This window comes from Streptomyces camponoticapitis (genome assembly GCF_014646115.1).
Taxonomy (GTDB): Bacteria; Actinomycetota; Actinomycetes; order Streptomycetales; family Streptomycetaceae; genus Streptomyces; species Streptomyces camponoticapitis.
Genome location: NZ_BMMV01000020.1, coordinates 111,151 through 134,337, shown reverse-complemented (window position 1 = coordinate 134,337; position 23,187 = coordinate 111,151). Strand labels below are relative to the sequence as shown.

21 protein-coding genes are annotated in these 23,187 nt (G+C 70.8%); 10 read left to right on the top strand and 11 right to left on the bottom strand.

Annotated elements, in window-relative coordinates; all coding sequences use genetic code 11:
• Positions 1–11: 11 nt before the first annotated feature.
• On the bottom strand, positions 12–509 hold the full coding sequence (greA, locus tag IEY79_RS26935) for a transcription elongation factor GreA (protein ID WP_189110214.1): 498 nt from the start codon (positions 507–509) through the stop codon (positions 12–14).
• 219 nt (positions 510–728) lie between these two features.
• Positions 729–1,139: a DUF4307 domain-containing protein gene (locus IEY79_RS26930; protein ID WP_189110213.1), complete on the bottom strand. Its 411-nt coding sequence runs from the start codon at positions 1,137–1,139 to the stop codon at positions 729–731.
• Positions 1,140–1,223: 84 nt separating this feature from the next.
• Between IEY79_RS26930 and mca the strand changes: the two genes are divergently transcribed.
• A complete protein-coding gene (gene mca / locus IEY79_RS26925) occupies positions 1,224–2,105 on the top strand; it encodes a mycothiol conjugate amidase Mca (RefSeq protein WP_189110212.1) in 882 nt (293 codons plus the stop codon).
• Position 2,106: 1 nt separating this feature from the next.
• Positions 2,107–2,358, top strand: a complete 252-nt coding sequence (locus IEY79_RS26920; RefSeq protein ID WP_189110211.1) for a hypothetical protein — start codon at positions 2,107–2,109, stop codon at positions 2,356–2,358.
• A 111-nt stretch (positions 2,359–2,469) separates the two neighbouring features.
• Here the strand turns inward: IEY79_RS26920 and IEY79_RS26915 are convergent, their stop codons facing one another.
• Positions 2,470–5,700, bottom strand: coding sequence for a tetratricopeptide repeat protein (locus IEY79_RS26915; RefSeq protein WP_189110210.1), 3,231 nt, complete (start codon positions 5,698–5,700; stop codon positions 2,470–2,472).
• Between the two features lie 302 nt (positions 5,701–6,002).
• Between IEY79_RS26915 and IEY79_RS26910 the strand changes: the two genes are divergently transcribed.
• Positions 6,003–6,407: a helix-turn-helix domain-containing protein gene (locus IEY79_RS26910; protein ID WP_189110209.1), complete on the top strand. Its 405-nt coding sequence runs from the start codon at positions 6,003–6,005 to the stop codon at positions 6,405–6,407.
• A 108-nt stretch (positions 6,408–6,515) separates the two neighbouring features.
• On the opposite strand, the gene IEY79_RS26905 is transcribed toward IEY79_RS26910, so the two are convergent.
• Together IEY79_RS26905 and IEY79_RS26900 are read right to left on the bottom strand one after the other, a co-directional pair.
• On the bottom strand, positions 6,516–7,139 hold the full coding sequence (locus IEY79_RS26905; protein WP_189110208.1) for an ATP-dependent Clp protease proteolytic subunit: 624 nt from the start codon (positions 7,137–7,139) through the stop codon (positions 6,516–6,518).
• Positions 7,136–7,819, bottom strand: coding sequence for a ClpP family protease (locus IEY79_RS26900; protein ID WP_373292635.1), 684 nt, complete (start codon positions 7,817–7,819; stop codon positions 7,136–7,138). The genes IEY79_RS26905 and IEY79_RS26900 overlap by 4 nt, the downstream gene beginning before the upstream one ends.
• 325 nt (positions 7,820–8,144) lie before the next feature.
• Here IEY79_RS26900 and IEY79_RS26895 point away from each other — a divergent pair, with 325 nt between their 5' ends.
• The gene (locus tag IEY79_RS26895) at positions 8,145–8,678 is read left to right on the top strand and encodes a hypothetical protein (RefSeq protein ID WP_373292634.1); all 534 of its coding nucleotides are present in this window, start codon (positions 8,145–8,147) and stop codon (positions 8,676–8,678) included.
• Between the two features lie 160 nt (positions 8,679–8,838).
• Positions 8,839–10,905: a thioredoxin domain-containing protein gene (locus tag IEY79_RS26890; RefSeq protein WP_189110206.1), complete on the top strand. Its 2,067-nt coding sequence runs from the start codon at positions 8,839–8,841 to the stop codon at positions 10,903–10,905.
• 18 nt (positions 10,906–10,923) lie between these two features.
• Here the strand turns inward: IEY79_RS26890 and IEY79_RS26885 are convergent, their stop codons facing one another.
• The 3 genes from IEY79_RS26885 to trhA form a co-directional block, all read right to left on the bottom strand.
• Positions 10,924–11,547, bottom strand: coding sequence for a TetR/AcrR family transcriptional regulator (locus tag IEY79_RS26885; RefSeq protein ID WP_189110205.1), 624 nt, complete (start codon positions 11,545–11,547; stop codon positions 10,924–10,926).
• A gap of 5 nt (positions 11,548–11,552) precedes the next feature.
• Entirely contained in the window at positions 11,553–13,106 is a 1,554-nt protein-coding gene (locus IEY79_RS26880) for an MFS transporter (protein WP_189110204.1), read from the bottom strand.
• Between the two features lie 112 nt (positions 13,107–13,218).
• Complete coding sequence (trhA, locus tag IEY79_RS26875) at positions 13,219–13,932, bottom strand: PAQR family membrane homeostasis protein TrhA (RefSeq protein ID WP_189110203.1); 714 nt, start codon at positions 13,930–13,932, stop codon at positions 13,219–13,221.
• A 235-nt stretch (positions 13,933–14,167) separates the two neighbouring features.
• Between trhA and IEY79_RS26870 the strand changes: the two genes are divergently transcribed.
• The 3 genes from IEY79_RS26870 (at position 14,168) to speB (ending at position 18,223) form a co-directional block, all read left to right on the top strand.
• Positions 14,168–16,066 carry a phosphoenolpyruvate carboxykinase (GTP) gene (locus tag IEY79_RS26870; RefSeq protein WP_268240607.1) on the top strand — a complete coding sequence of 633 codons (1,899 nt, stop codon included), beginning with the start codon at positions 14,168–14,170 and terminating at the stop codon, positions 16,064–16,066.
• Between the two features lie 209 nt (positions 16,067–16,275).
• Positions 16,276–16,701 (top strand): VOC family protein, encoded by a 426-nt coding sequence (locus IEY79_RS26865; protein ID WP_189110202.1) that lies wholly within the window; start codon positions 16,276–16,278, stop codon positions 16,699–16,701.
• Between the two features lie 274 nt (positions 16,702–16,975).
• Positions 16,976–18,223, top strand: a complete 1,248-nt coding sequence (speB, locus tag IEY79_RS26860; protein ID WP_229701148.1) for an agmatinase — start codon at positions 16,976–16,978, stop codon at positions 18,221–18,223.
• Between the two features lie 46 nt (positions 18,224–18,269).
• Here speB and IEY79_RS26855 read toward each other — a convergent pair whose 3' ends face one another.
• Both IEY79_RS26855 and IEY79_RS26850 read right to left on the bottom strand, forming a co-directional pair.
• Positions 18,270–18,668: an SCO4983 family protein gene (locus IEY79_RS26855; protein WP_189110201.1), complete on the bottom strand. Its 399-nt coding sequence runs from the start codon at positions 18,666–18,668 to the stop codon at positions 18,270–18,272.
• A gap of 80 nt (positions 18,669–18,748) precedes the next feature.
• Positions 18,749–19,960 carry a pyridoxal phosphate-dependent aminotransferase gene (locus IEY79_RS26850; protein WP_189110200.1) on the bottom strand — a complete coding sequence of 404 codons (1,212 nt, stop codon included), beginning with the start codon at positions 19,958–19,960 and terminating at the stop codon, positions 18,749–18,751.
• 182 nt (positions 19,961–20,142) lie between these two features.
• Here IEY79_RS26850 and IEY79_RS26845 point away from each other — a divergent pair, with 182 nt between their 5' ends.
• Positions 20,143–21,789 (top strand): choice-of-anchor I family protein, encoded by a 1,647-nt coding sequence (locus IEY79_RS26845; protein ID WP_189110199.1) that lies wholly within the window; start codon positions 20,143–20,145, stop codon positions 21,787–21,789.
• A gap of 18 nt (positions 21,790–21,807) precedes the next feature.
• Here IEY79_RS26845 and IEY79_RS26840 read toward each other — a convergent pair whose 3' ends face one another.
• Positions 21,808–22,668 carry a helix-turn-helix domain-containing protein gene (locus IEY79_RS26840; protein ID WP_189110198.1) on the bottom strand — a complete coding sequence of 287 codons (861 nt, stop codon included), beginning with the start codon at positions 22,666–22,668 and terminating at the stop codon, positions 21,808–21,810.
• Between the two features lie 160 nt (positions 22,669–22,828).
• Here IEY79_RS26840 and IEY79_RS26835 point away from each other — a divergent pair, with 160 nt between their 5' ends.
• A complete protein-coding gene (locus tag IEY79_RS26835; RefSeq protein ID WP_189110197.1) occupies positions 22,829–23,176 on the top strand; it encodes a DoxX family protein in 348 nt (115 codons plus the stop codon).
• The last annotated feature ends 11 nt before the right edge of the window (positions 23,177–23,187 follow it).

Below are 23,187 nucleotides of genomic sequence, written 5' to 3'. Positions count from 1 at the left end.
GATCAGCGCTTCTAGCCCTGATACGGCTTCGCGGCCAGGATCTTCACCGAGGCCTTCTTGCCGTTCGGCAGCTCGTACTCCGCGTCCTCGCCGACCTTCTTGCCGTTCACACCCGTGCCGAGCGGCGACTGCGGTGAGTACGTCTCGATGTCGGAGCTCGCGTACTCGCGCGAGGCCATGAGGAACGTCAGGGTGTCGTCCTCGTCGCCGTCGAAGGCGATCGTCACGACCATCCCGGGCTCGACGATCCCGTTGTCGGCCGGAGCCTCGCCCACCTTGGCGTTCTGCAGGAGCTGGGTCAGCTGGCGCACCCGCAGCTCCTGCTTGCCCTGCTCCTCCTTGGCCGCGTGGTACCCGCCGTTCTCCTTCAGGTCCCCCTCCTCGCGGGCGGCCTCGATCTTCTGGGCGATCTCGACGCGCGCGGGACCAGACAGGTGATCCAGCTCGGCCTTGAGCTGGTTGTACGCCGCCTGGGTGAGCCAGGTGACGTTCTCGCTGGTCTGGGTCACAGGTGCTCCTCGTAGGTACTGGGAATACAAAGCAACGCCCTACCCAGAAGGATTGTGCCTTCTCGGGTGGGCGAAACCACGAGCCTAACAATTCCACGGCGTCAGGGCAGGACGAAAGGCATCAGAATCACATCAACGCAGGTCAGCGACGTGAACCGGGAGGGGCGCCGGGGAGGGTCAGAGCAGAATCGGGCGCCTGCGGATGTGGACCGGAGCTTGTCAGCTGTCGTCGGACGTACAGCCGACGAGCTCCGCGCTCGTCGCGCTCGCGGTCGTACGGACGGTCACGACCCGGTCGATCCGGGTCTCGGGACCGTCGACGCGGACGTCCTTGCGGCCCACCTCGGAGCCGTCCTCGGCGCGCGAACGGAGGGTGCAGGTGCCGGTCGCGTCCTTGTCCTTGCGGACCTCCAGATGCACCTCGACCGCGGAGGCCGATACCCGCTTGAATTTGATGAGCTCGCCCGAGACACTCTGGCCTGCCACATAGTCGTAACCGAACCAGCCGACGAGCGCGAGAAGGCCGACGCCGAGCACCGAGCCGACGATCCTGAGCCCGCGGTCCGCACGCTCGTCCGACGAGCGGCCGTAGCGGCCCTCGGGAAGAACCGGTGGGCGTACCGCCGTCATGAAGGTTCCTCTCCGGAATTTTCCGTCCCTGGATTCCGTCACTATAGAAGCCGCCCGTTGCGACATATCACTGAGGACCGAGTCTTGACTGACCAGCTGCGATTGATGGCCGTGCACGCCCACCCCGACGACGAGTCGAGCAAGGGCGCGGCGACCATGGCCAAGTACGTATCCGAGGGGGTGGACGTGCTGGTCGTGACCTGCACCGGAGGCGAGCGCGGCTCCATCCTCAACCCGAAGCTCCAGGGTGACGCCTATATCGAGGAGCACATCCACGAGGTACGCAAGAAGGAGATGGACGAGGCTCGCGAGATCCTCGGCATCAGACAGCAGTGGCTCGGTTACGTCGACTCGGGGCTGCCCGAGGGCGACCCGCTGCCGCCGCTCCCCGAGGGCTGCTTCGCCCTGGAGGATGTCGACGAGGCGGCCGGCCGGCTGGTGCGGATGATCCGGGAGCAGCGGCCGCAGGTCGTCACCACGTACGACGAGAACGGGGGCTACCCGCACCCCGACCACATCATGACCCACAAGATCTCGATGGTGGCTTTCGAGTCCGCGGCCGACGCCGAGAAGTACCCGGAGGCCGAGTACGGCCCGGTGTGGCAGCCGAGCAAGCTCTACTTCAACCAGGGCTTCAACCGTCCCCGTACGGTCGCGCTGCACGAGGCCCTGCTGGCGCGCGGCCTGGAGTCCCCGTACGCGGAGTGGCTGGAGCGCTGGGAGGAGTTCGGGCGCGAAGAGCGCACGCTGACCACGCATGTGCCCTGCGCCGACTTCTACGAGATCCGCGACAAGGCGCTCGTCGCGCACGCCACGCAGATCGACCCCGACGGCGGCTGGTTCCGCGTCCCGATGGACATCCAGCGGGAGGTCTGGCCGACCGAGGAGTACGAGCTCGTGAAGTCGCTCGTCGACACCTCCCTCCCCGAGAGCGACCTCTTCGCGGGCATCCGCGACAATGCCTGATATGTATGCGACCCAGGCAGTGACGCAGCTCGTCCCGCTCGCGAAGGAGCTGGACGAGAACAAGGTGACACCCGGCGTCCTCGGCTTCATCGTCTTCGCCGTGATGGCGGGCGGGGTGTGGCTCTTGATGAAGTCGATGAACCGCCACATGGGCAAGGTCGACTTCGAGGAGAGGCCGGCCGAGGCCGCGGAGCGGACCGACGAGGCGGCGGACGCGCCGAAGGCCTCTGCGGGCGACCGACAGACGACCTGACAGGCGCGTGCCCCCGGGGCACGCGCGATCCACGACTCCCGCCGACCGCCCCTCCGGGCGTGCGGTCTGCGGGAGTGTCCGGCTTCCCCCGGGCGGCTCACCGCCGGGGGTTCAGGCCTGCACCGGCTCCACCGGGACGCCCATCACCTCGCGCGCGTGACGGCCCGGGACCATCCCCAGCCGCCACGCCTGCCAGCCGTCCTCCAGCGCGACGCCGCGCTCCAGCATCACCGTGAAGGTCTCCAGGCAGTCGTCCAGCTTCCCGTCACGCGTGGGGTGCCGCCCGGCCACCAGCTCGGCCAGCTCCTGCTCCGCCACCACGGACCCGACCTCGACACCGCCCGCCGAGCCGTACGGCAGCAGCGTGCACCGCAGGAAGCGGGCCCAGTCGGCGCCCCGGTGGTCGCCGTACGAGGTGAACAGCGCCGCCGCCTCGTCGCACAGCCCCAGCGCCTGGGCCGCCTTGCTGTTGCCCGCGTCGATGATCGCCAGCTCCAGACAGGTCCACGCCTCGCCGTGCGCGACGCCGATCCGGCGGAAGTCCGCGCGGGCGTCGACCAGCAGTTGACGGGCGAAGCCCGAGTTGCGGAGATTGCCGGTCTGCGCGGCCCGCTGGTCGCGGGTCACCCGGCCCGAGTGGTGGCGGGCACAGGCCAGCCCGTACACGTCGCGCATCCGGGAGAACATCGAGCGCGCGCGCTCCAGTTCGCGTACCGCCTGCGCCGCCTCGCCGCACTCCTCCAGCGCTTGGCCCAGGTAGTACAGCGTCCACGCCTCACCGCGCGCGTCCTCGTTGTCGCGGTGCCGGGAGAGCGCCTGGCGGAACTGGTCGGCCGCCGACTCCGGTTCGCCGTCCACCAGCCGGGTCCGGGCCAGCTGCGTCAGCGCCCAGGCCTCGCCGCGGCCGTCGCGGGTGCGGCCGTACAGCTCCATCGCCTGGCCCAACTCCCGGTCGGCGCCCGGGACATCACCCATCCGCAGACAGACCTGCCCGAGCTGGAAGTGCGTCCACGCCTCACCGTGCAGCGACTCGCCCTCGCGGTGCAGGACGAGCGCCGTCGACAGCAGCGCGACCGCCTCCGCGAGATTCGCCCGGTCGCGCTCGACGGCCGCCAGCGCGTGCAGCGTCCAGGCGCGGTCGGTGCCGAGCTCCGCCGGGGCCTGGAGTTCGAGCGCCTCGCGCAGCTTCGCCGACGCCCCGGCCAGATTGCCCTGGTGGTGCAGCGTGATGCCCAGCGAGCAGAGGGCGCGGGCGGCGCCCGCGTCGTGATGCGCCTCCCGGTACAGGTCGACCACGGACGTCAGGGTCGTCCGCGCCTTGTCCAGCTCGCCCAGCTGCCGTGCCGCGATACCCGTACGCCACTGCACCGAACGGATCAGCAGCCCTTGGTCGACCGCCTGCGCCAACTCACTGATCTCACCGAGCCGGTAGAGGTCCCCGCGCAGCAGGCAGTAGTCGCAGAGCGCGCCCAGCAGGCTGAGCACGGCCGCCTGGTCGACACCCTCCGCGTGCCGCAGCGCCGCGGTGATGAAGCTCGACTCGTCGTCCAGCCAGCGCAGCGCCGCGTCGAGCGAGGAGAAACCGTGGCCGCCGAACTGGTCCGCGCGGGTCGACGTCTTGCCGTCCACCAGCCGGATCACTGAGTCGGCCAGCTCCGAGTAGTTCTGGATGAGGCGCTCCTGCGCGGCGCTGCGGTCGGCCGCCTCCTCCTCGTCCAGCAGCCGGGCCAGCGCGAAGGTCCGTACGACGTCGTGGAGCCGGTAGCGGCTGGCCCGCACATGGTCGATCAGCCCCGCGCGCGACAGCACGGTCAGCAGCCGCTCCGCCTCCTGCTCGTCCGTGGCGAGCAGCGCCGCCGCGGCCGCGGCGCCGAGCGAGGCGCGCCCGGCCAGCGCGAGACGCCGCAGCAGCCTGCGCGCCTGGTCGCTCTGATCGGTGTAGCGCAGCCACATCGCGCGCTCGACCGGGTCGACCGGGCCGTACGCCTCCAGGTCCGTGGCCAGTTGGTGCGACGTACGCGAACCGAGGGACGAGCCCGCTATACGCAGCGCGAGCGGGAGACCGCCGCACAGCTCGCCGACCCTGTCGATGCTCTGCGCGTCGTACGGGCCGCCCTGGGGTTCCTCGCCGACGGCCCGCAGCAGCTCCTCGCAGCCCGCGCCGTCCAGCGCCTCCACCGGCAGCTGGTGCACCCACGCCGGGGTGTCCGCCGCCAGCTCCACCGGCTGACGGCACGTCACCAGCAGCAGGCTGTCGGACCGTTCGGGGAGCAGTGTGCGGATCTGCTCCGCGTCCGAGGCGTCGTCCAAAACGATCGTCACCGGCAGCCCCGTCAGATGCTGGTGGTAGAGCTCGCTCAGCCGCCGCACCTGCTGCTCGGGCGACGACCGCTCACGGAACAGCAGTTGCTCACGCGGCGCGCCGAGGCGGTTCAGCAGATGCAGCAGCGCGTCCCTGGTCGACAGCGGCGCCTGGCCCGCGCCGCCGCCCCGCAGATCCACCACGCACGCCCCGCGGAACTGGTCCCTCAGCTGGTGCGCCGCCCGCACGGCGAGCGCGGTGCGGCCCGAACCCGGCGCGCCGTACAGCACCACGACCGTCGGCCTGGTCTCCGTCGACGCGCGGGCCGCGTGCACCCAGCGCGCGATCTGGCCGATCTCCTCGCGGCGGCCCGCGAACGGGCCGTCGGGCGCGGGGAGATGACCGAAGGACTGCTCCAGCACGCTGCGCCGGCGTGCGGCGGCGCTGCGGTCGGAGCCGCGCAACTGCGGTACGACGGTGGGCTTCTTCTTCGTCCGCCGGGTCGCCTGGGTCAGGACCCGCTGCTGGTCCAGGTACGGGCGGATGCCGCGTACCTCCAGCGCCGTCAGCCACTGAAGCCTCAACTGCTCGACGTTCTCCGTCTGTTCGGCGGTCCCGGCCCGTCCCGCGCGCCCGCTCCCTCCCGGCGCGCGCCCGCTGGAGGCGACCGTGGCGACGGCGGTCGCCGTGCCGGCGACCGCGACGATCGCGCCCGTACCGGCCGCCGTCCCCGCGCCCGTGCCGAAGGCGACGTCCGCGACGACCGCCGACGCGGCGGCGACGAGCGCCACCAGGGCGGGAGTCGCGAGCGCGCCCTTGCCGAACCGCTCCGACATCGGCCGCCGCGCGGCGGCCGCCTCCGCCAGCCCCGCCTCGTACAGCGCGTACTCGTCGGCCGCGGCCTCCGCGATGGAGTCCAGCGCGCCCCGCCCTCGCGAAAGAAGAACATTGCCGTCGATCCGGCCGCCGGAGCGCCGCACCTCCTCCTCGACGGCGCGAACCAACAACCTCTCGGCCTCGGCCCGATGGCTGTCCCGCATATGTCTCCCCCTCCGAGAGCATCCCGGTACTTCGGCGTGCCCCGGGCCAGTGTCCTGCGCCGGGCGCGCGAGCGCGAGGCGGCCGGCCGTGCCCGCGGCGGCCGATGCCGTCGCTCCGCGCCGGGTGCCCGCGCGCGTACCTCCCGCGTATGCGTGCCCGTACGTCTTGCCCGCGCGGCGTCTCTTTACGCCCGCGGCGGAAAGAGCCGGGCCGGTGGTCCGCCGCATGGCCCGGGGAAGGGAGCCCGGCTTACGCTCGGATCGGCGGGTGTCGCCGCAGGTCCACAGCTGACGGAGGAAACATGGGTGACGGTGTCCTGCGTGCCGTTCCGGGTCCCGGCCCGGGGGACAGGCCCGGCGAGCCGCTGATGCGCGACCTCGTGGGCGCCGCGCTGCGCCGCGCCCGGCTCCGGCAGGGACGGACGCTGCGCGACGTCGCGGACCGGGCGCAGGTCTCGCTGCCGTATCTGTCGGAGATCGAGCGCGGGCGCAAGGAACCGTCGTCCGAGGTACTGGCGGCCGTCTGCCGCGCGCTCGGCCTGCACCTCGTGGACCTGGTGGGCGCACTGCACACCGACCTCACGTCGGCGACGACGGTGACGGTCTCCGTGACGACCAGGGCCACGGCGACCGCGACCTGGGGCGGGCCGCGCCGGGGCGCCGGCCGCCGCGACGGACAGGCGATGGGCGTACTGCTCGCGGCCTGAGTCCTCCAGGCTTTTTCGTGACCGGGCGGGGAATCGGCTGACGGTGCGGGCCAGGCTGTACGGCGCGGGGCCCGGCCCCCCGCGCCGGGCCCCGACACCGCGTACCGGTCAGCGCCCCGCCGGGCGCCCGCGTTCGGCCAGTTCACGGGTGGTGATCACACCGTCCACCAGGCCGTACTCCTTCGCCTGCGCGGCCGTGAAGTACTTGTCCCGATCCGTGTCCTCCCGCAGCCGCTCCACGCTCTGACCCGTGTGGTGCGACAGGATGTCCTCGATCTCCGCCCTGGTCCGCAGCACCTCCGCCGCCTGGATCTCCAGGTCTGCGGCCTCCCCCTGGCCCTGGGTGGACGGCTGGTGCAGCAGCACCCGCGAGTGCTGGAGCGCCGTCCGCTTGCCGGGAGCACCCGCGGCGAGGAGTACGGCGGCGCCCGAGCCTGCCTGGCCGAGACAGACGGTCGCCACGTCCGCCCGTACGAACTGCATCGTGTCGTAGATCGCGGTCAGCCCGGTGGCCGAGCCGCCGGGGGAGTTGATGTAGAGGTGGATGTCCATGTCGCTGCTCTCATGGTCGAGATGGAGCATCTGCGCCATGATCACGTTCGCCACGCCGTCGTCGATCGACGTGCCGAGGAAGACGATCCGCTCGGAGAGCAGCCGGCTGAAGACGTCGTAGGAGCGTTCGCCGTTCGGTGTCCGCTCGACGACGACGGGGACGGTGTACTGCCCGCTCATGCCGCCGCCCCCCTGTCGGCGCCGGCCGCATTCCCCGCGGGCCCGAAGCCGAACCCGCTCGCGGCGTCCCCGCCCAGCTCGGCCACACTCCGTACGACGCGGTCCACGAAGCCGTACTCCCTCGCCTCCTCCGCCGTGAACCACCGGTCCCTGCGCTGGTCGGCCGCGACGGTCTCCAGACTCTGGCCGCAGTGCTCCGCGATCAGCTTCTGCATGGTCAGCTTCGTGTACGCGAGATTCTCCGCCTGCACGGCGATGTCGGCCGCGGTCCCGCCGATCCCGCCGGACGGCTGGTGCATCATGACCCGCGCGTTCGGCAGGGCGTACCGCTTGCCGGCTGCCCCCGCGCAGAGCAGGAACTGGCCCATGCTCGCCGCGAAGCCCATCGCCAGGGTGGCGACGTCGTTCGGGATGAAGCGCATGGTGTCGTAGATGGCCATCCCGGCCATGACGGAGCCACCCGGGCTGTTCACGATCAGAACGATGTCGCGCCTGGGATCCTCCTGGGACAGGAGCAGCAGTTGGGCGCAGATCCGGTTGGCGATCCCGTCGTCCACCTGTTCACCGAGCACCACGATCCTGCCGTGCTGCAGGCGTCCGGCGATCTGGTCGTCGAACGGCGCCGCGCCGGCCTCCGCCGCCGCGAGCCGTGGAACGGTCGAGAGCATGTCCACCTCCATGACCGGCCCCCGACGGCGGGCGCTCACCCACCTCGGCCGGTCCACTCCACCCTGCGGAGGCGGCCCCGGCGGAAGCGAGGGATTCTGCCGTGCGGAGATCTCCTGCGGGCAGAGCGGGGCGGCCGGGCCTGAAGGCCAACCGGCAACTTGCTGCACCGTCTTACGCATCGCGCGTAGATGTGCAATCTTGTCTGCATGACCGGCGGCCCCGCCCGTATGAGGCTCAACTAACGCTGTATCAGGGCGAGTTGAGAACTCGCGCGGATGGGACCGGCCGGACATGCTACGCGCGTAGTTGACCTCCCCGTCCCCCACCGCAGGAGAAATCGAAGTGAACAAGGTCCTCAGAAGCACCGCGATCGGCGCCTCCGCCCTCGCCCTGGCGTTCTTCTCCCCGGCGCTCGCCCAGGCCGCGCCCGCCGCGCCCGCCGCGCCCGCCGACACCAAGGCCCCGGCCGGCGCGCTCGCCAAGCTCAGCCACGCCACCGCCGCCGCCCAGCTCAGCAACGCCGGCATCGGCATCCGGTCCAGCGGCGGCTGTTCGAACCGCAACAACCCGACCTGTACGTCTCTCGACCAGGTCAACTCCGCGACCATCCAGGGCGCGATCACCCTCAAGGGCGCCACCGGCTGCGCCATGACCGTCACCGGCGGCACGGAGACCGGCCACGCGTCGGGCACCTACAGCCACTGGAACGGCTACAAGCTCGACTTCGCCATGTCGAGCTGCCTCACCAACTACATCACCGGCACGTTCACCTCCATCGGCGGCAGCAAGTGGCGCTCGGCCTCCGGGAACGTCTACTACAACGAGGTCAACCACTGGGACGTGACCTACCACAACTGCGGCGGCTGCTGACCGGCTCCGTCCTCTGAGCGAAACCCGCAGGGCGTTCCCTCGCACACGGGGGCGAGGGAACGCCCCGCGACGCAGCTCGCGGCTCCGTCCTGGCTCCGCCCCGCTTCCGCCGCCCGTGGCGGGTGGGCGGGGCTTCCGTGCGTAGGTAAGGATTGGGGGCATGCCCAACCGACTCGCGCATGCCACGTCCCCGTACCTTCTCCAGCACGCGGACAACCCCGTCGACTGGTGGCCCTGGGAGCCCGAGGCTTTCGAGGAGGCCCGCCGGCGCGATGTGCCCGTCTTTCTGAGCGTGGGCTACAGCGCCTGCCACTGGTGCCATGTGCTCGCCCACGAGAGCTTCGAGAACGAGGCGACGGCCGCGTACATGAACGAGCACTTCGTGAACATCAAGGTGGACCGCGAGGAGCGCCCGGACGTCGACGCCGTCTATATGGAGGCGGTGCAGGCGGCGACGGGCCAGGGCGGCTGGCCGATGTCCGTCTTCCTCGACGCGGAGGGGCGGCCCTTCTACTTCGGTACGTACTTCCCGCCGGTGCCCCGGCACGGCATGCCGTCGTTCCGACAGGTCCTCGAAGGTGTCAATTCGGCCTGGACGGACCGGCGCGAGGAGGTCGGCGAGGTCGCCGGCCGGATCGTGGGAGAACTCGCGGGGCGCTCCCTCGCGCACGGCGGCCAGGGCTCCCCGGGCGAGGAGGAGTTGGCCCAGGCGCTGCTCGCGCTGACGCGGGACTACGACGAGAAGCACGGCGGCTTCGGCGGCGCGCCCAAGTTCCCGGCGAGCATGGTCGTGGAGTTCCTGCTCCGCCACCACGCGCGGACGGGGGCCGAGGGCGCGCTCCAGATGGCGGCCGACACCTGCGAGGCGATGGCGCGCGGCGGGATCTACGACCAGCTCGGCGGCGGCTTCGCCCGTTACTCCGTGGACCGGGAATGGGTGGTCCCGCACTTCGAGAAGATGCTCTACGACAACGCGCTCCTCTGCCGCACCTACGCCCGGCTGTGGCGTGCCACCGGGTCCGGTCTGGCGCGGCGGGTGGCGTTGGAGACCGCCGACTTCATGGTGCGTGAACTGCGCACCGCCGAGGGCGGGTTCGCGTCCGCGCTGGACGCGGACAGTGACGACGGCGCCGGGAAGCATGTCGAGGGCGCGTACTACGTATGGACTCCGGCGCAGCTCGGGGACGTGCTCGGCGAGGCCGACGCGGAGTTCGCGGCGCGGTACTTCGGTGTGACCGAGGCGGGGACCTTCGAGGAGGGGGCCTCCGTGCTCCAACTCCCTCAGGGCGAAGGCGTGGTGGACGCGGCGCGGGTCGAGTCGGTGCGGGAGCGGCTCGTGGCGGGGCGTGACGCCCGGCCACGGCCGGAGCGGGACGACAAGGTCGTCGCGGCCTGGAACGGGCTCGCGATCGCCGCGCTCGCCGAGACCGGGGCCTACTTCGAGCGGCCGGATCTGGTGGAACGCGCGACCGAGGCCGCCGATCTGCTGGTGCGGGTCCACATGGACGACACGAGGCGTCTGGCCCGGACCTCCAAGGACGGCCGCGCCGGTGCCAACGCCGGTGTGCTGGAGGACTACGGCGATGTCACCGAGGGCTTCCTGGCGCTGGCCGGGGTGACCGGTGAGGGTGTGTGGCTGGACTTCGCCGGGTTCCTGCTCGACACCGTCCTGGACCAGTTCGTGGGTGAGGGCGGGGTGTTGTACGACACGGCGCACGACGCCGAGCCGCTGATCCGCCGGCCCCAGGACCCGACGGACAACGCCACGCCGTCCGGCTGGACCTCGGCCGCCGGCGCCCTGCTCTCGTACGCGGCGCACACCGGCTCCGAGGCCCACCGCACGGCCGCCGAGGGAGCTCTGGGGGTCGTCAGGGCACTCGGACCGCGCGCACCGCGCTTCATCGGGTGGGGGCTCGCCGTCGCCGAGGCGCTGCTCGACGGGCCGCACGAGGTCGCCGTGGTGGGGCCGCGCGGCGACGCGGCGACCGCGGCGCTGCACCGTACGGCGCTGCTGGGGACGGCGCCGGGAGCCGTCGTCGCGGTGGGTGAGCCCGAGGGGGACCAACAGGCGGACGGCGGGGCGGAGTTCCCGCTGCTCGTGGGGAGGCCGCTGGTGGACGGCCGATCCGCCGCGTATGTCTGCCGGGGTTTCGTCTGCGCGGCCCCGACGACCGAGGTCGACGTGCTGAAGGAGCAGTTGACCGTACGGGTCCAGGGCGGGCTGTGAAGGCCCCGTCCGGCGGCCCTACAGCGCGAGCCCGCCCTTGAGTGAGTCGAGTGCGCGGTCGATGAGCACGGCCAGATCGTCCTTCTGGCCGTGCCCGGCCCAGTAGATCGTCACCTCACGCAGAGCCGCCAGCACCGAGGCGGTGAAGACCAGCACCTCCAGGTCGCTCTCCTGGCGTCCCGTGCGGGACGCGACGGCGCGGCTGAGCATGAGCGAGGTCTCCGCCATCGTTTCCGTCATCCTGGCCCGTACGGCGGGGATCTCCAGCATCAGCTTGCTGCGCTGGGCGAACTCCTCGGGGTCGTCGACGAGGATCGTCTCGACGGCGTGGCGCAGGACGGCCCGTACCGACTCCAGCGGTGGCTCGTCGGCCGGGCGGGCGCGGATCTCCGCCTCCATGACCGGGTCGAACTCGTCGGTGAGGACGATGTCTTCCTTGGTCGGGAAGTAGCGGAAGACGGTGGAGGGGGAGACCTCGGCCGCCGCCGCGATCTGCTCGACGGTGGTCGCCTCGTAGCCCTGTTCGGCGATGAGCCGGTACGTCGCTTCGCGGATCGCGACGCGGGTCTTGAGCTTCTTGCGTTCGCGCAGGCCCAGTCGGGGCTGCTCGTCGTCGGGAGGGGGAGATGCGGAGGCGGCCATGCCGATTATTGTCGGGCATCCGCCGGTGCGCCGCCCACCACGTCCGTGCCCGCGCCGTCCCTCGTCTCCTTCCCGGTCCCCGGTGCCGCGTGGACGGGGCGATTCGGCAGCAGCGCCGCGACGAGCAGCGCGGCCACCAGTGCGGCGACACCGCTGACCAGCAGGGCGGTGGACATTCCTTGGACGAAGGCGGAGTTCGCCGCCGCCGTCAGCCCTTCGTCGCCGATCCGGTCCGCGATCAGATGCGCGGCCACGACCGAGTCTCCGGCCGTGTCGGCCGCGGCGGCGGGCAGGCCGGAGTTGTCGAGCCGGCCGGCGTACACGGCGGCCAGCAGGCTGCCCAGCAGCGCGATACCGACGGCGCTGCCCACCTGACGTACCGTCAGAAGCAGTCCTGATCCGCTGCCCGCGCGGTCGACGGGCAGCACCGCGAGCGCGGTGTCCATGGCGGGTACGACGGTGAAGCCGAAGCCGAGGCCCGCGACGCTCAGCCACAGAGCGGTGAAGGTGTAGTCGCTGTCCACGGAGGTACGGCTGCCCAGGATCGTGGCGAACGCGAGGACGATCAGGCCCGCACTGATCACCGGGCGCGGGCCGAAGCGCCGTACGACCGGGCCGCTCAACTTCGCGGCCACCATCAGACCGCCCATCAGCGGCAGCATGCGCAGGCCGGTGTCGAGAGCGTCGTTGCCCAGTACGGCCTGGAGGTACGGCGGCAGAATGAACATCAGGCCCGCCAGCGTGAACATCCCCAGCGTCGCCGTGAGGGCGTTCAGCAGGAACCGGCGGTCGCCCAGCAGTCCCATGTCGAGCATCGGCCGGGCGGAGGTGCGCTCGCGCAGGACGAGCGCGGTGAGCAGGACCGCGGCGGCGGCGAAGGCCACCACGACGAGGGGGTCGCCCCAGCCGCGTACCGGGACCTCGATGATCCCGAAGATCAGCGCGGCGAGTCCGACGGCGCTCATCGCGGTCGAGGCCGCGTCGACCTCGGGGGCGGCCGGGTCCCTGGACTCGGGAAGGAGGAAGACACAGGCGGCGATGCCGATCACGACCATCGGGATGTTGAGCGCGAAGATCGACCCCCACCAGAAGTGGTCGAGCATCCAGCCGCCGACGATCGGGCCGAGCGGCAGCCCGGCCGCGGCCGCGGCGGTGAGGGTGGCGACGGCCTTGGGCCGCTCGTCCGTGTCGAAGACCGAGGGGAGTACGGCGAGCGCGAGCGGCATGACGAGTGCGGCTCCGATGCCCATCAACGTACGGGCGCCGATGACCAGTTGGACGGTGTCGGCGAGCGCGCCCAGCACCGAGCCCGCGAGGAAGACGGTGAGGCCGGCGACCAGCGTCCGGCGTCTGCCGAAGCGGTCGCCGAGCAGTCCGGCGGGGAGCATCAGGGCGGCGCACGCGACGATGTAGGCGTCCGCCATCCACTGCTGCTGCCCGGTGGTGGCGTCGAGCCGCGCGGCCATCGTCGGCAGCGCCACGTTGAGGATCGTCAGATCGAACGCGAGCACGAGCATGCTCGCGACCAGGGCTCCCAGAGCCCACCAGCGCCGTGCCATGACCGCCCCCTCATGAGTGCTTATGTCAAATGACAGTAACTCTCAAAAGGGGGTTGGTGTCAATGTGAAGTTGTAGGTCGGCCCGGGGTGGCTCGGGGCGCCTCACGGTCCGTCAGGAGTGCTGGGACGCCACCAGCGAGATGCCGACGTAGTGCACGACGAACGCGGCGAGCGTGAGCGAGTGGAAGACCTCGTGGAAGCCGAACCAGCGCGGTGAGGGGTTGGGGCGCTTGAGGCCGTAGATCACGCCGCCCGCGCTGTAGAGCAGTCCGCCGGTGACGATCAGGACCAGGACGACGATCCCGCCGGTGCGCAGGAAGTCGGGCAGGAAGAAGACGGCCGCCCAGCCCATGGCGATGTAGCAGGGGGTGTAGAGCCAGCGCGGGGCGCCGACCCAGAAGACCCGGAAGGCGATACCGGCAGCGGCGGCGCCCCAGACCGCCCAGAGCAGCGTGCGGCCGGTGGAGTCGGGCAGCAGCAGCATGGTCAGCGGGGTGTAGGTGCCCGCGATGATCAGAAAGATATTGGCGTGATCGAGCCGTCTGAGTACGGCCTCGCCCCGTGGTCCCCAATTGCCGCGGTGGTAGACGCCGCTGACGCCGAACAGCAGGCAGGCCGTGGCGGCGAAGATCGCGCAGGCGAACCGCGCCCTGGTGGTGTCGGCCATGGCGATCAGGGCGATCCCCGCGATCAGGACGGCCGGGAACATCCCCATGTGCAGCCAGCCGCGCATCATCGGTTTGACCGGGGTCGGCAGCTGGATCTCGGTCGGTCCCCCTTCGGGTTGTGGGGGGTTCGCGAGCGAGTCGGACGCGGGAGAAGTCATGTGTTCATGCTACCTACGGAACCGTAGGTAGCAGATGGGGATGGCCGCTTACCCACCCCCCGTACCAGGACGGCCGGATGGAGTGGCGATGCTCACGTGTGCGGCCCTCTGGACAGATGGGCGCGGGAGTCGGATGATCAAATGAGTGCGGTCGGCACCGGATGAGCGGTAACGAAGCGTCCGGGTCGCAGCCCCCACGGGGCATACACCTATAAACCCTCATCAAGGAGTGACCGTGGCGCGCGACGCAGAGCTTTCCAGCGGAGACCCCCTCAATCCCGGGGCTCAGGCCGATCCCGGGGCTCAGGCCGGTCAGGCCGGTCCCACCCGTCATCGGGAGCTGATCTCCTGGGTCGACGAGATCGCGGCCCTGACCCAGCCGGACCGGGTGGTCTGGTGCGACGGCTCGGAAGCCGAGTACGAGCGCCTCTGCGAAGAGCTCGTGGCGAAGGGCACGTTCACGAAGCTCGACCCGATCAAGCGCCCCAACTCGTACTACGCGGCCTCCGACCCCACCGACGTGGCGCGCGTCGAGGACCGCACCTTCATCTGCTCGGAGCGCGAGGAGGACGCGGGTCCCACGAACAAGTGGAAGGCACCGAAGGAGATGCGCGACATCTTCACCGGTGAGCAGGGCGTCTTCCGCGGCTCGATGCGCGGACGGACCATGTACGTCGTCCCGTTCTGCATGGGCCCGGTCGGCTCACCGCTCTCCGCGATCGGCGTCGAGATCACCGACTCCGCCTATGTCGCGGTCTCCATGCGCACCATGACGCGCATGGGGCAGCCGGTCCTCGACGAACTCGGCGACGACGGCTTCTTCGTGAAGGCCGTCCACACCCTCGGCGCCCCGCTCGCCGACGGCCGGGCCGATGTCCCGTGGCCCTGCAACACCACCAAGTACATCTCGCACTTCCCCGAGGACCGCGAGATCTGGTCGTACGGCTCCGGATACGGTGGCAACGCGCTGCTGGGCAAGAAGTGTTACGCGCTGCGCATCGCCTCCGTCATGGCACGGGACGAGGGCTGGCTCGCCGAGCACATGCTGATCCTCAAGCTGACGCCGCCGCGCGGGGAGGCCGAGGCCCCGAGGTATCTCGCCGCCGCCTTCCCTTCGGCCTGCGGCAAGACCAACCTCGCGATGCTGGAGCCGACCATCTCCGGCTGGACCGTCGAGACGATCGGCGACGACATCGCGTGGATGCGGTTCGGCGAGGACGGCAGGCTGTACGCGATCAACCCGGAGGCGGGCTTCTTCGGCGTCGCGCCCGGCACGGGTGAGCACACCAACGCCAATGCCATGAAGACGATGTGGGGCAACTCCGTCTTCACGAACGTCGCCCTCACCGACGACGGCGACGTGTGGTGGGAGGGCATGACCGAGGAGCCGCCCGCGCACCTCACGGACTGGAAGGGCAACGACTGGACCCCGGAGTCCGGGACCCCGGCCGCCCACCCCAACGCCCGCTTCACCGTGCCCGCCGGCCAGTGCCCGATCATCGCGCCCGAGTGGGAGGACCCCAGGGGCGTCCCGATCTCGGCGATCCTCTTCGGCGGGCGCCGCGCCTCCGCCGTACCGCTGGTGACGGAGTCGTTCAACTGGCAGCACGGAGTCTTCCTCGGCGCGAACGTCGCCTCCGAGAAGACCGCCGCGGCCGAGGGGAAGGTGGGCGAGCTGCGCCGCGACCCGTTCGCGATGCTGCCGTTCTGCGGTTACAACATGGGCGACTACATGGCCCACTGGGTGAAGATCGGCGCCACGGCGAAGGACAGGGGCGACGAGGCCAAGCTCCCGAAGATCTACTACGTCAACTGGTTCCGCAAGAACGAGGCGGGCGAGTTCGTCTGGCCCGGTTTCGGCGAGAACGGCCGCGTACTGAAGTGGATCGTGGAGCGCCTGGAGGGCAAGGGCGAGGGCGTCGACTCCCCGATCGGCATCCTCCCGGCGAAGGGCGCCCTGGACACCGGCGGCCTGGGACTCTCGGAGGACGACCTTGACTTCCTGCTCACGGTCGACAAGGAGGTCTGGCGCGAGGAGGCTTCCCTGGTCCCGGACCATCTGAACACCTTCGGCACCCACACACCGCCGGAGCTGTGGGACGAGTACCACGCCCTGGTGAACCGCCTGTCCTGACACCGCTGTCCTGACACCGCGCGCCCGACGGACGCGCGCCCCCGGACCACCCTCCGAAACCGACCCCCGGAGCCCATCCCTCACGGCTCCGGGGGTCTCGGCGTGGGCGGCGGAACGCACCCCGCAGTGACTGCTCCGACCCGCTGAATCTCGGGGCCGCCCACCGGTTCGTCGGCGCCCGCGCCAGGTGGCCACGGCACAGTGAACCCATGAACGCAGACGCCAAGAGCCTTCTGATCCACGCCCGCGCGGCCACCAGACTCCCGGCCCAGGACCTGAGCAGGGCCCGCCGTTTCTACGCCGAGAAGCTGGGCCTGGATCCGGTGGACGAGCGCCCCGGCGGCCTGCTCTACCGCTGCGCGGGCACGGATTTCGTCCTGTTCCAGTCGACGGGGGCCTCACCCGGCACGTTCACACAGATGGCGCTGGAGGTCGACGACATCGAGACGGTCGTGGCCGAACTCAGGCGCCGGGGCGTGGTGTTCGAGGACGTCGACGTACCCGGACTCGTGACGAGGGACGGCATCGCCGAGATCGAGGGCAACTACCCGAGCAAGGGCGCCCGGGGCGAACTCGGCGCGTGGTTCCGCGACAGCGAGGGAAACATGCTGGGCGTGGGAGAACCGGTCTTCTGAGCTCCGGTCGGAGCCGCGATCGCGCCCTCACGCCGCGTGTACGGACGCGGGAAGGCCGGGTTCGTTCGCGCCCGGAACGGGTCCGGCTGGCAGCCGGACCGGAAACCGCGCACGATGGTTCTGACGATCGACGGGCCTGACGGCCGATGGTTTCCGAGGACCGATGGTTCCGACGACTGACGGGTCCGACGACCACGCACACGGCCGGGGCCCGCACCGTTCACTCGTCCTTCATCCGCTTCCGGCACCACAGGAACGGTGGAAGGGAGCCGCCGTGACACGCGTCCCCGACGACAATCGCCACCACCGCAACCCCATGAGGCCCAACCCCGCCAAGGGGGAGCGGCGAGAGAAGGACGTGGCCGCCGAGCGGGCCCGGCTGTCCGGGATGCGCGCCCGCCGTCGCCTCAGGGACGTTCCCGGGACCAAGCGCCGCGAGGCGGTGGAGCGGAGCCTCGATCTGGGCCTGCCCTCGGCGTCCTCGATCAATGACCGCGACATCTCCTTGTTCTCCCGCGGCCTGGACCCGATGTTCGCGGGGATCAACACCTTTCTGAAGTCGCCGTACGTGGAGAACATCCGCGACATCGGCCGCTTCGACGTCGCTGTGGTGGGTGTGCCGTTCGACATGGGCACCACCTACCGCTCCGGCGCGCGGTTCGGCCCGCAGGCGGTTCGCCGCATATCCGCGCTGTACGACTCCTACAGCCCCGACCTGGGCATGGACCTCCTCGAAGAGCTCACCATCGGCGACGCCGGTGACATCTTCGTCATCCCGGCCAATATCGAGAAGACCTTCGGCCAGGTCGACCTGGGCATCTCCCACATCCTCGACACGGGGGCCTTCCCGGTGATCATCGGCGGGGATCACAGCATCGGCTACCCCGACGCCAAAGCACTCGCCAAACACGTCGACGGGCGACTGGGCATCGTGCACTTCGACCGCCACATCGACACCGCGGTGACCACGATGGACGAGCGCATGCACACCACGCACTGGTCCCACGCGACGGACCTGCCCAACGTGCCGCCGGCCAACCTGGTCCAGATCGGCATCGGCGGGTGGATCGGCAACCACTCCGGGGTCCAGGTCGCGGAGGAACGCGACACCACCGTCATCACCATGTTCGACGTCGAGGAGCTCGGCATCGACCACGCCGTGGACATCGCCCTGGAGATCGCCTGGAAGGACGCGGACGCGGTCTACCTGTCGTTCGACATCGACGTCGTCGACCCCGGCTACGCCCCCGGCACCGGAACCCCCGAACCCGGTGGCATGTCCCCCCGCGAAGCCCTGAAAGCCGTCCGCAAGGTCGCGCAGGAGGGACTGATCGGCATGGACCTGGTGGAGATCGCCCCGCCCTACGACGTCGCCGACACCACGTCCCAACTCGGCGCCCGCGTCGTCATGGACACCCTGGCGACGCTGGTGGAGAACGGCCACCTCGGCAACCGCGTGAGCCCGGAGCGGCGCGCACACGACGAAGCTCGCCGCGACCGCGACGCCGGCATCGGCGACTAGGGTCTGTCGGATCTACGAGGACGGCACCATTGTCACCGTCGAACCGTCAGTGGGCGTCCACGAGGGGCGCCGCCCGCAGCGCGGCCGTGTGCGCGTCCATCCGCTCGGCCGCGAGGATCGCCGCGGCCGTGTCGGCGCGCGAGGCGGCGACGACCAGCGCCCGGCCGGCCAGGGCGTGCGCCCGCCGGTGCAGCTCGGCCGAGTCTCCGCCATCGTCATGGGACTCGGCGGACCGGGGAGCGCGGATCGGCGCGGCGCCCCGCAGCCTGGTCACCTGCTTGGCGATCAGCCCTGCCGCCTCGTCGAGCCCGAGGTCGTCGGTGACGGCCAGCAGCGCCGCGAGATGCCCGGCGAGCTGGATGTCCAGCTCCTCCTCGCGGGTGCGGTGCGGGAAGTCGGTGTCGGCCATCGAGTGGACCGACTTGGTGCGGATCGGCTCATACATGGGGGATGGCCTCCTGGCGTCGTCAGGAAGCCATCCTACATTGGAATCAGTCTAAAGTTGAGTCGAGTCAAGCCCTGGCTCTACGGCTGCGAGTAACCGTCCAGGAAGTTCCCGATCCGGGTCACCGCGTCCGCCAGCTCCGGCGCCGCGGGAAGCGTCACGATCCGGAAGTGATCGGGCTCCGGCCAGTTGAAGCCGGTCCCGTGCACGACCATGATCTTCTCGCGTTGCAGCAGGTCGAGGACCATCTGCCGGTCATCCTTGATCTTGAAGACCTTCGGATCGAGCCGGGGGAAGAGATAGAGCGCGCCCTTCGGCTTGACGCAGGTGACGCCCGGGATGCTCGTCAGCAGGTCGTACGCGGTGTCCCGCTGCTCCAGAATGCGCCCGCCCGGCAGGACGAGGTCCTGGATCGACTGCCGGCCGCCCAGCGCCGTCGCCACCGCGTGCTGCGAGGGCATGTTCGCGCACAGCCGCATGTTGGCCAGGATCGTCAGGCCCTCGATGTACGAGGTCGCGTGCGTCTTCGGTCCGCAGACCGCCAGCCAGCCGGAGCGGAAGCCCGCGACGCGGTAGTTCTTCGACAGGCCGTTGAAGGTGAGGGTCAGCAGGTCGGGCGCGATGGCGGCGGTGGGGGTGTGGGTCGCGCCGTCGTACAGGATCCGGTCGTAGATCTCGTCCGAGCAGACGATCAGGCTGTGCCTGCGTGCGATCTCGGTGAGCCCGAGCAGCATCTCGTCGCTGTAGACGGCGCCGGTGGGGTTGTTCGGGTTGATGATCACGATCGCCTTGGTGCGATCGGTGATCTTGCGCTCGACGTCGGCCAGGTCCGGCATCCACTCCGCCTGCTCGTCGCAGCGGTAGTGCACGGCCGTGCCGCCGGCCAGCGAGACGGACGCGGTCCACAGCGGATAGTCCGGCGCCGGTACGAGGACCTCGTCCCCGTCGTCGAGCAGTGCCTGCATCGACATCTGGATCAGCTCGGACACGCCGTTGCCGAGGTAGATGTCCTCGACGTCGAGTTCGATGTTCTTCGTCTGGTAGTGCTGCATCACGGCGCGGCGCGCGGAGAGCAGCCCCTTGGCGTCGCCGTAGCCGTGCGCGTCGCCGAGGTTGCGGAGGACGTCCTCCAGGATCTCGGGCGGGCACTCGAAGCCGAAGGCCGCCGGATTCCCGGTGTTGAGCTTGAGGATGCGGTGGCCTGCTGCCTCCAGCCGCATCGCCTCGTCGAGGACGGGACCCCGGATCTCATAACAGACATTGGCGAGCTTGGTTGACTGGATGACCTGCATGACGGCGAGCTTACGACTGGGTAACGCGGGGCGCCTGGTGTTTTTGACCACGCCGGTCCGGAGTGTGAGACGGGCAGCCCCCGGACCGGGCCCCGGGCCTCGCATTTTGTTGAGGCAGTGTTCACCGGAGGGGTCCGGGCAGTTCACCCGGGCAGCGGAGCTTCACACAACGCTGAGCGCTCATGAAGAAGCGCAGCACACTCCTTGCCCTGGCCACCGTCACGGTCATGGCCGCCACCACCGCTCTGCTGCCGTCGGCGCAGGCCACCGGCTCGCACGGGGGCGGCCACGGACACGGGAAGCCCGGCCACCAGGGCGGCAAGCTCGACCTGACCCTGCTCGGCCGCTACGAGAGCGGCAAGTTCGACGAGGGCGGCGCGGAGATCACCGCGTACGACTCCCGGACCCGCAAGGTCTTCACGATCAACGCGGAGGCCGGCACCGTCGACATTCTCGACATCCGGAACCCCGCCGAGCCCCGTAGGACGGGCCGGCTCGTGACGCCGGGCGCCAACAGCGTGACCGTCCACGAAGGGCTGGTCGCCGTCGGCCAGGAGGCCGAGGACAAGACCGACCGGGGCACGGTCTCGTTCTTCCGCGCCTCCGACGGCCGCAAGCTGAAGGAGGTACGGGTCGGCGCCCTGCCCGACATGGTGACGTTCACCCCGAAGGGTGACCGCGTCGTCGTCGCCAACGAGGGTGAGCCCGACTCGTACTGCGCGCCGGGCGGCACCGAGCCCGCCGGGACCGACCCCGTCGGCTCGATCAGCGTCATCGACCTGGACCGGGGCCGCGGTCCGGGCGGCGAGCTGCGCCGTGCCACGGTTCACACGGCCGGTTTCGAGAAGTGGGACCGCAGGAAGAAGGAGCTGACCCGCGACGGTGTCCTGATCTACGGTCCGAACGCCTCCGTCAGCCAGGACATCGAGCCCGAGTACGTGGCCGTGTCGAAGGACGGCCGCACCGCCTGGGTCACCCTCCAGGAGAACAACGCGCTCGCGCTCGTCGATCTGCGCCGCGCCGAGGTCGAGAAGATCGTCCCGCTCGGCGAGAAGGACCACTCCGCGCGCGGCAACGGCCTCGACGCCTCCGACGAGGACGGCGTCAACATCCGCACCTGGCCGGTCAAGGGCCTCTACAAGCCCGACGGGATCCACGCCTTCAGCGCGCGCGGCGACGAGTACACCGTCAGCGCCAACGAGGGCGACGCCCGCGAGTGGGACTGCTTCGCCGAGGAGGTGCGGGTCAAGGATGTCGAGCTGAACCCGAAGGCGTTCCCGGACGCCGCCGCGCTCCAGGAGGACGACGCGCTCGGCCGCCTCAACATCACCAGCACCTCGCCCACGGACAGCCAGGGCCGGGTCACCGAGCTGAACTCGCTGGGCGGCCGATCGATCTCCGTACGCGACGAGCGCGGCCGGCTCGTCTGGGACTCCGGCGACGACCTGGAGCAGCTGACGGCCAAGGCGTTCCCGGAGAACTTCAACACCGACAACGCGGAGAACGACCCCGACAGCCGCAGCGACAGCAAGGGTCCCGAGCCGGAGGGCATCACCACGGGATCGGTGCGCGGCACGACGTACGCCTTCGTCGGCCTGGAGCGGCCCGGCGGCATCGCGGCGTACGACCTGAGCGACCCGCGCCGCCCGAAGGCCGCCGGATACGTCAACTCCCGTGATTTCGCGGGCGATCCGGAGGCCGGTACGGCGGGGGACCTGGGACCGGAGGGCGTGCTCTTCGTCGCGGCGAAGGACAGCCCGACCGGTGACGCGCTGCTGGTGGTCGGCAACGAGATCAGCGGCACGACGTCGGTCTACCGGGTCCGCTGAGCGGCCGGAGACGACAGATCACCCGGCGACGGCGCGCAGCGCGCCCGGCCTGCGGCCCGCGAGCGCGTCCAGCGCCGCGGCCGTGGCCTCGTCGGCGGGCAGATGGACGACGAGACGCAGACCTTCCGCCTCGGGGAGCTCCAGGGTCTCGTCGGCCAGCCGTAGCTCACCCGCGCCGGGGTGCGTCAGCCGACGCACCCCGGTGTTCTCGGGCGCGCGAAGGGGCTGCTTCCACCGCTCGGTGAATTCGGCGCCCGCCAGCAGCGTCAGCTCCTCGACGAGCGCGATCAGGTCGGGGTCGTCCGGCAGGGAGTCGATCCTGATCCGGGCGATCTGATGGTCCGCGGCGTGCTCCCAGTCCGGGTAGGCGGTGCGGGCCCGGGGATCGGTGAACACATACCGCGGCAGGCTCGGCACGGGCGGGTCCAGCAGGCCCAGGGGGCCGAAGAGCCGCTCGTAGCCGCCGGTGCGGGCGACCACCTCGCCCAGCCGGTTCAGCAACACGGCCGGTGCGGGATCCAGTTGGTCGAGCAGGGCCCGCAGCGTGGGCCGCACCTCCCGGTCCGGCGGACGGGCCGAGCCGAGGCAGAGCTTGAGTGAACCGTTCGTCACCTTCATGACGTGCATCAGCTCGCCGCGCGCCTCGGTGGACAGCCGCAGCGCGTCGGCGAGCGCGGCCAGGATCTCCGGGGAGGGGTGGCGGTCGCGTCCCTGCTCCAGCCGGGCGAGATATTCGACGCTGATCCCGGCGAGCATCGCCAGCTCGGACCTGCGCAGGCCGGGCGTACGGCGGCGGCTGCCGGCGGTCAGCCCCACATCGGCGGGGGTCACGCTCTCGCGTCGCGCCCGGAGGAACCGTCCAAGCTCACTGTCACTCACACCGGGCAATGTACGCCCGCGCGCGGGCGGGATCGTAGCCCTCGCGCTACCAGCCTGGGCCCGGCCTTCCTCACGGCCGACGACGCGCACAAGGTGGGGCACCGGCACCGGACCCGCGTCCGGTCCGCCCCCGCCCCGTACGTCTTCCGAGAGGCCCTCCGTGTTCATCGCCTATGCCGTCGTCGGCATCCTGCTCGCCGCCGCCCTCAGTGGCTCGGCGTTCGCCATGGGAACCCGTCACGAGACGATCGTCATCTCGATGACGAAGGTCGGCGTGCCGGACTCCTGGCTGCCCCGGCTCGCCTCCCTCAAGGCGGCCGGCGCGCTGGGGCTGCTCGCCGGTCTGTGGGTGCCGTTCCTCGGAGCGGCGGCGGCCGTCGGGGTCGTCCTGTACTTCGCCGGCGCCGTGATTTACCACGTCAGGGCGAAGGACTACGCGATCGCCCCGTCGGTCGTCTTCATCGTTCTGGCCGTGGCCGCGCTGATCCTGCGGATAGCCAGCGCGTAGGTCCGTCCGAC

Coding starts and splice junctions, on each gene's coding strand:
- IEY79_RS26930 (WP_189110213.1), bottom strand. CDS start 1,139: ATGACGGCGGTACGCCCACCGGTTCTTCCCGAGGGCCGCTACGGCCGC.
- IEY79_RS26850 (WP_189110200.1), bottom strand. CDS start 19,960: ATGCAGGTCATCCAGTCAACCAAGCTCGCCAATGTCTGTTATGAGATC.
- IEY79_RS26905 (WP_189110208.1), bottom strand. CDS start 7,139: ATGAGCGGGCAGTACACCGTCCCCGTCGTCGTCGAGCGGACACCGAAC.
- IEY79_RS26885 (WP_189110205.1), bottom strand. CDS start 11,547: ATGGCCGCCTCCGCATCTCCCCCTCCCGACGACGAGCAGCCCCGACTG.
- IEY79_RS26880 (WP_189110204.1), bottom strand. CDS start 13,106: ATGGCACGGCGCTGGTGGGCTCTGGGAGCCCTGGTCGCGAGCATGCTC.
- IEY79_RS26890 (WP_189110206.1), top strand. CDS start 8,839: ATGCCCAACCGACTCGCGCATGCCACGTCCCCGTACCTTCTCCAGCAC.
- IEY79_RS26845 (WP_189110199.1), top strand. CDS start 20,143: ATGAAGAAGCGCAGCACACTCCTTGCCCTGGCCACCGTCACGGTCATG.
- IEY79_RS26910 (WP_189110209.1), top strand. CDS start 6,003: ATGGGTGACGGTGTCCTGCGTGCCGTTCCGGGTCCCGGCCCGGGGGAC.
- IEY79_RS26915 (WP_189110210.1), bottom strand. CDS start 5,700: ATGCGGGACAGCCATCGGGCCGAGGCCGAGAGGTTGTTGGTTCGCGCC.
- trhA (WP_189110203.1), bottom strand. CDS start 13,932: ATGACTTCTCCCGCGTCCGACTCGCTCGCGAACCCCCCACAACCCGAA.
- IEY79_RS26855 (WP_189110201.1), bottom strand. CDS start 18,668: ATGTATGAGCCGATCCGCACCAAGTCGGTCCACTCGATGGCCGACACC.
- IEY79_RS26920 (WP_189110211.1), top strand. CDS start 2,107: ATGTATGCGACCCAGGCAGTGACGCAGCTCGTCCCGCTCGCGAAGGAG.
- IEY79_RS26900 (WP_373292635.1), bottom strand. CDS start 7,819: ATGGAGGTGGACATGCTCTCGACCGTTCCACGGCTCGCGGCGGCGGAG.
- IEY79_RS26865 (WP_189110202.1), top strand. CDS start 16,276: ATGAACGCAGACGCCAAGAGCCTTCTGATCCACGCCCGCGCGGCCACC.